Origin of the sequence: Dietzia sp. Die43 (assembly GCF_024519835.1) — a bacterium.
GTDB lineage: Bacteria > Actinomycetota > Actinomycetes > Mycobacteriales > Mycobacteriaceae > Dietzia > Dietzia kunjamensis.
Genome location: NZ_JALJRF010000033.1, coordinates 1 through 5559 on the forward strand (window position 1 = coordinate 1; position 5559 = coordinate 5559).

General features: G+C 66.3%; 6 protein-coding genes and 2 pseudogenes. 7 read left to right on the plus strand and 1 reads right to left on the minus strand.

All coding sequences use genetic code 11. The features are described 5' to 3' along the window. Window positions 1–2 precede the first annotated feature (2 nt). A complete protein-coding gene (locus NR111_RS17845) occupies window positions 3–233 on the minus strand; it encodes a hypothetical protein (protein WP_256821581.1) in 231 nt (76 codons plus the stop codon). A 169-nt stretch (window positions 234–402) separates the two neighbouring features. On the opposite strand from NR111_RS17845, the gene NR111_RS17850 reads away from it, so the two are divergent. The 7 genes and pseudogenes from NR111_RS17850 (at window position 403) to NR111_RS17880 (ending at window position 5408) form a co-directional block, all read left to right on the plus strand. Further along, complete coding sequence (locus NR111_RS17850) at window positions 403–1158, plus strand: hypothetical protein (RefSeq protein ID WP_256821582.1); 756 nt, start codon at window positions 403–405, stop codon at window positions 1156–1158. 46 nt (window positions 1159–1204) lie between these two features. Then, window positions 1205–2768 (plus strand): annotated as a pseudogene (istA, locus tag NR111_RS17855) (IS21 family transposase). Next, on the plus strand, window positions 2765–3517 hold the full coding sequence (locus NR111_RS17860) for an ATP-binding protein (RefSeq protein WP_067717476.1): 753 nt from the start codon (window positions 2765–2767) through the stop codon (window positions 3515–3517). Before istA ends, NR111_RS17860 begins: the two are co-directional and overlap by 4 nt. Before the next feature lie 21 nt (window positions 3518–3538). Continuing rightward, the gene (locus NR111_RS17865; protein WP_256821583.1) at window positions 3539–4651 is read left to right on the plus strand and encodes a hypothetical protein; all 1113 of its coding nucleotides are present in this window, start codon (window positions 3539–3541) and stop codon (window positions 4649–4651) included. Next, window positions 4648–4848 (plus strand): hypothetical protein, encoded by a 201-nt coding sequence (locus NR111_RS18735; protein WP_223210114.1) that lies wholly within the window; start codon window positions 4648–4650, stop codon window positions 4846–4848. Before NR111_RS17865 ends, NR111_RS18735 begins: the two co-directional genes overlap by 4 nt. A gap of 73 nt (window positions 4849–4921) precedes the next feature. Next, window positions 4922–5125, plus strand: a pseudogene (locus tag NR111_RS18740) (ATP-binding protein); the annotation flags it as partial. A gap of 130 nt (window positions 5126–5255) precedes the next feature. Continuing rightward, window positions 5256–5408: an ATP-binding protein gene (locus NR111_RS17880; protein ID WP_256821584.1), complete on the plus strand. Its 153-nt coding sequence runs from the start codon at window positions 5256–5258 to the stop codon at window positions 5406–5408. The last annotated feature ends 151 nt before the right edge of the window (window positions 5409–5559 follow it).

Below are 5559 nucleotides of genomic sequence, written 5' to 3' on the forward strand. Positions count from 1 at the left end.
ATTCACTCCGGACAGCTGCGGGATCGGATCAATGCACTCTGAATCCGGAAGGGCCGGATTACCTTCTGGTCGGTGACCTTGACGAACCGCTGCTTCTTGAGTGGTTCTGCCCGGTCGGCCACGCGTTGGGCGCGGTCGATCTGCGCGTTCAGCGTCCGCCGGTCTCGCTTGGCCCGCTCCCATTTGTAGTGCCACACCACCCGCCGGTCTCGCCGGTCCCGGCCCTGTCCCATTGGGCGGATCAGCTCCACGACGCCTGTTAGGGACGTGCTTCGGAAAGCAGGGTTCTGATGATCGGGTAGCGCGAGTATGAGCATCGGATAGCGGTGCCGGTCCTCGTGTGCTCGTGTCGGTTCTACGCGTGGCAACAAGGCTGCGCGTGGATCCGAACAGGAGGCACGGGTGACTGATTACCGATTGGTGATGTCGCTACTGCTGCAGGACAGGTCCTACCGGGACATCGAGGCGATCGCGGGTTGCTCGCATCGCACTGTCGCGAAGGCGAAGAAGGTCTGCCACGAGCACGGGTTGACCGCCACGAGCCAGGTCGAGGCGCTCAGCGGCGAGGAGATCGACGTCTTGTTCGCAGATGGGCGCAAGACGCCGTCGAAGGAGTTCGTCGCCTTCGACGTGGCGGCGACCGTGAAGAAGCGCACGGGCAAGAACAAGCTGCCGCTGCGGGTGCTGTGGGCCAACTACCTCGACAGCGACGGATCGCCGGGGCAGCGGCACTACAGCTATCAGCGGTTCTGCCAGATCGTCGGCGAGTACGTCGAGGTCAACGAGCTGACGATGCGGATCGCGCACGTGCCCGGGCACACGATGCAGGTCGACTGGGCGGGCACAAAGATGGCGATCTTCGACCCCGTCCTCGGTACCAAGACCACGGTCTCGGTGTTCGTTGCGTCGCTGCCGTACTCGGGGATGGTCTTCGCGTGCGGCTGCGTGGACGAGAAGATGGCGAACTGGCTCGACGCGCACCTGCAGGCCTTCGAGTACTTCGGCGGCGCGGCGCAAGTGATCGTCCCGGACAACGCCTCGACTGAATATTCGTCTCACTGGGGTCCACCGGTATTGCCTCCGGGGGCCAGTGGCCGGGATCGCGAATATTGCGCTTGGGGGCCAGCAGTAGCGCCCGTGGGGGCCACCCGCTTCTAGGCTCCTTCCGCCGCGTGTATAGGGCACGCGGCGGAAGGAGCAATCCGTGACTGTACGGAAGATCAGGGCGAAGCTCGTGTTGCAGCTTAGCGCCGAAGGCCTGTCCGGGCGGGCAATTGCCGCCTCGCAGGGCATGTCCCGCAAGAGCATCACCGCGGTGCTGGAGGCCGCCGATGCGACCGAGACGAGCTGGGACGACGTCGCCGAGCTCACTGACGAGCAGGTGTACGCCCGCCTGTTCCCGGGCCGCGGGGAGCACGAGAGCGTGTTCGCCCAGCCGGACTGGGAACAGGTCCACCGCGAGATGGCCCGGGTCGGGGTCACGCTCAAGCTGCTGCACGGCGAGTACACCGACCGCTGCGCCCACGCGAAAGCGCCGGCGATGGGATATGACCGGTGGTGCAAGACCTACCAGCGACACGTGATGGTCACCGGCGCCGCCTCCCGCGTCGGGCACAAGGCCGGCCAGACGGTCGAGGTCGACTGGTCCGGCCCCACGGATGGAGGTGACCGACCCGGTCACCGGGGCGACGCGGAAGGTGTACCTGTTCGTGGCGTGCCTGCCGTTCAGCCGGTACGCGTTCGTCTGGCCCAGCACCGACATGCAGCAGGACGCGTGGCTTCGGGCTCACGTGGCGATGTTCGACGCCATCGGCGGGTCGGTACCGCGGATCGTGTGCGACAACCTCAAGACCGGCGTGGTCAAGCACCCCCGCGACGGGGAGATCGTCCTCAACGACGCCTACCGGGAGATGGCCGCCCACTACTCAGCAGCCGTTCTACCAGGACGGATACGGCGCCCGAAAGACAAGGCCAGCACCGAGAACACCGTGGCGCACGTCGCGACCTGGGTGATTGCCGGCCTGCGGGACCGGACGTTTCACACGGTGCCCGAACTGGCAGAGGCGATCGGTGAGCGGATGGACGCCTACAACCGCGAACCGTTCCAGAAACGCCCCGGCTCGAGACTGAGCGTGTTTACCGCCGAGGAGCGGCCGCTACTCACGCCGCTGCCCGCGGTGGCGTTCGAGATCAGCCGGTGGCTCTACGGCCGCCGGGTCGGCCGCAACGGGCACGTGGTGTTCGAGCGGAACTTCTACTCCGCCCCGCTGGCGCACATCGGTACCAAGGTCGATGTGCGGATCACCGCCCGCACGCTGGAGATCTACCGCGGCACCGAGCGGATCTCCAGCCACCTGCTGCTCCCAGCTGGAGCCGCCGGGCAGTACCGCACCAACGACGCCGACCTGCCGGCCGGCCGCCAGTACCAACAGTGGGATGCACCCCGGGTACGGGAGTGGGCCGAGCGGGTGGGGCCAGCGGCGGTCATCGTGATCAACCGGATCTTCGAATCCGTACCCGTCGACGAACAGGGCCTCGACGCCGCCCTGGCGGTGCTGCGCCTTTCGCGGCGGTTCTCAGCCGAGCGCGTCGAAGCCGCCTGCGCCCTGGCGCTGACCGGGCCCGTGCGCTCGCCCCGCTACGCGCATATCCACCCGATCCTGGCCACCGGCCAAGACAAGACCGCCGCCCTACAGCCACGCACGAAGCCCGAACAGGCCGGCGGGTACGTCCGCGGCGCCGACTACTACGCCAGGAGCACCCGATGAGCAGCATCGATAGCGAGACCAAGCGCAAGCTCCGCGAGATGGGCGCCCAGCCACTGCTCGAGGCGATCGAAGCGCAACACGACGACCACGTGGTCGGCATGAACTTCGGCGAGCGCCTGCAGCTGGTCGTCGACCACGCCCACGAGAGCTTCAACCACTCCAAGATCGACGGACTCATCCGCCGGGCCAACCTGCGCTACCCAGCAGCCGATCTGCGGCGCGTGGATCTGGTCGAGGAACGCGGCCTGGACCGCGCCGTCCTCGCGCAGCTGGCCACCTGCTCGTTCATCCAGCGCCAACAGAACGTCGTCTTCCAGGGCTTCACCGGCTCGGGCAAGTCCTACCTCGGCTGTGCCCTGGCCAAGCAGGCATGCCAGCACCGCTTCCGGGCGCACTACATCCGAATGCCCGACCTCGAAGAAGCCTGGGCCCTGGCCAAAGACCGACCCCAAGGCCAGAACAAATTCCTCAAAAAGTACGCCGCGTTCTCCCTGCTGGTGATCGACGAATGGCTCCTAGACCACCCCGACGAGACGATCAGCAGAATGCTCCTCGAGCTCCTTGAACGACGCTACGACACCGGGTCGACCGTGTTCTGCACCCAGTATTCCAAGAAGGACTGGCACCAGCGCCTGGGCTCCGGAGTACACGCCGACGCCGTCATGGACCGCATCGTGCACAACACCATCTGGATCGACACCGGCACCCACAACATGCGCGAGCATGCGGCCGCTGCCGGGAGTCAGTAAATAATCCCCGAGACGGGGCCGGTGGTCCCCACAGACGCGATCACCGGCCCCCAACGGCAATACTGCTGGCCCCCAAACGCAATATCCGGTGGCCCCCAAGCCTCCAAATACTCATCGACGGCATCGAACCAGATCGCCCGCGGCGACCGGGCCCGCGAGGTCAACCGTGAATACCGTGACTTCCTCGAGTACCACCACACCGCCGCCGTGCCCACTCGGCCGGTGCGCCCGACGGACAAGGGCAACGTCGAGGCCGGGGTGAAGGTGGTGACGAACTGGGTGATCGGACGGCTGGCCGATCGGCGCTTCGCCAGCCTGGACGATCTGAACGAGGCGATCGCCGCCGAGGTGGAGGCGATCAACGACCGGATCCCGTTCCGCGGCCAGAAGACCAGCCGCCGCGAGCTGTTCACCGAGCACGAGCAGTCGGAGCTGATCGCTCTGCCCGAGGTCCGCTGGCAGCCGGTCATCTGGAAGAAGTCCAAGGTCAACCGGGACTATCACGTGGAGATCGCCACGGTGAAGTACTCGGTGCCCTACACCTTCACCGGCCAGCACGTCGACGTGAAGATCACCGGCCCCACACTGGTGGTCATGGCTGGCGGCGAGATCATCGCCTCCCACACCGTCTCCGGTAGGCGGCACGCCTTCGTCACCGATCCCGACCATGTTCCCGCGCAGCATCTGCAGTCATCGGACCTGTGGTCGCGGGCGTATTTCGTGCGCCAGGCCCACAAGATCGGACCGCACACCGTGGCTGCGATCAGTGAGGTCCTGGATCGCCAGCGGATCGAGGCTCAGGGCTACCGTTCGTGCCAGAACATCCTCGCCCTGGCCCGCGGGGACAACAAGATGCTGCTCGAGCGGGCCTGTGGCCAACTCGTCTCCGAGACCTCACGCCGGGCGATCAGCTACACCGCCGTCAAGCAGCAGCTGGCGGCCCTGAGGACCCAGGCCGCCGCCCGGCCCACCACCACGCAGCCGGCGGTGGCGGCTACGACGGACCGGCTGGAGCCGCCGCCGGGTCGGCGAGATACCACCGGGGCGCATCTGGCCGGGCCCGAGCAGTTCAGCCTCGCCGCCCTCACCGGAGGCCCGAGCAGCGGCACTGCGGGGCAGGAGGAGCTGCAGTGACTGATCGTCATCTCACCGACGCCGACATGCCGCTGTTCACGCAGCTGCGGATGACCGCGTTCGGCCAGACCGTCATTGACCTGGCCAACGATCCCGCCTGCGACGAGTGGACCTTCTCGGAGAAGATCTTCCACGCCCTGGACAAAGAGATCACGGCCAGGCAGGAACGCCGGACCCAGAAACTACTCAAGGCCTGAAAGATCGCCAAACCCTGACGCCTGCGTAGAAGAGATCCGCTACCTGCCTGACCGCAACGTCAACCGCGAGCTAATCGCACGACTTTCCAGCTGTCAATGGATCGACGCCACTCGCAATCTCGTCGTGCTCGGCCAATCCAGCGTGGGCAAGACCTACCTCGCCCAGGCGCTTCTCAATGCCGCGTGCCGAAAGTACTACACCGCGAGGTTCTTCCGGCTCGACGACCTGGCCAACCGGCTCGCCGTGCTGGAGCCGACCTCGCAGCGCAGGCTGGACTTCCTCACTGATCTGCACAACTGCGACCTGCTAGTGCTGGACGATTTCCTGACCACGCCGGTGGCCCCCGCACACCGCGGCGGAGCTGCTCAACATCCTTGCCGCTCGGGAGGGGCGGGGCTCGACGCTGGTGACCTCGCAGTTCGATCCGCCAGATTGGTACAAGTCGCTCCAAGACGCGGTCATCGCCGAATCGATCCTCAACCGGATCGTCGCCGGCGCCGAGATCATCGCCCTCGACGGCCCGAACATGAGACGACACCTCGCCACGGCAACGCCATAGCGGCCCAGCGGTCGGACGGGTGAACTCCGCTATCCGATACCCGTCCGACCGCTACCCGATCATCAGAACCGCGCTTTCCGAAAGGCGTCCCAAACAACGCCGTCGTCGGCAATCACGTTGCCGCGGCGGCCGAAGTGATCCTCAAGCTCCT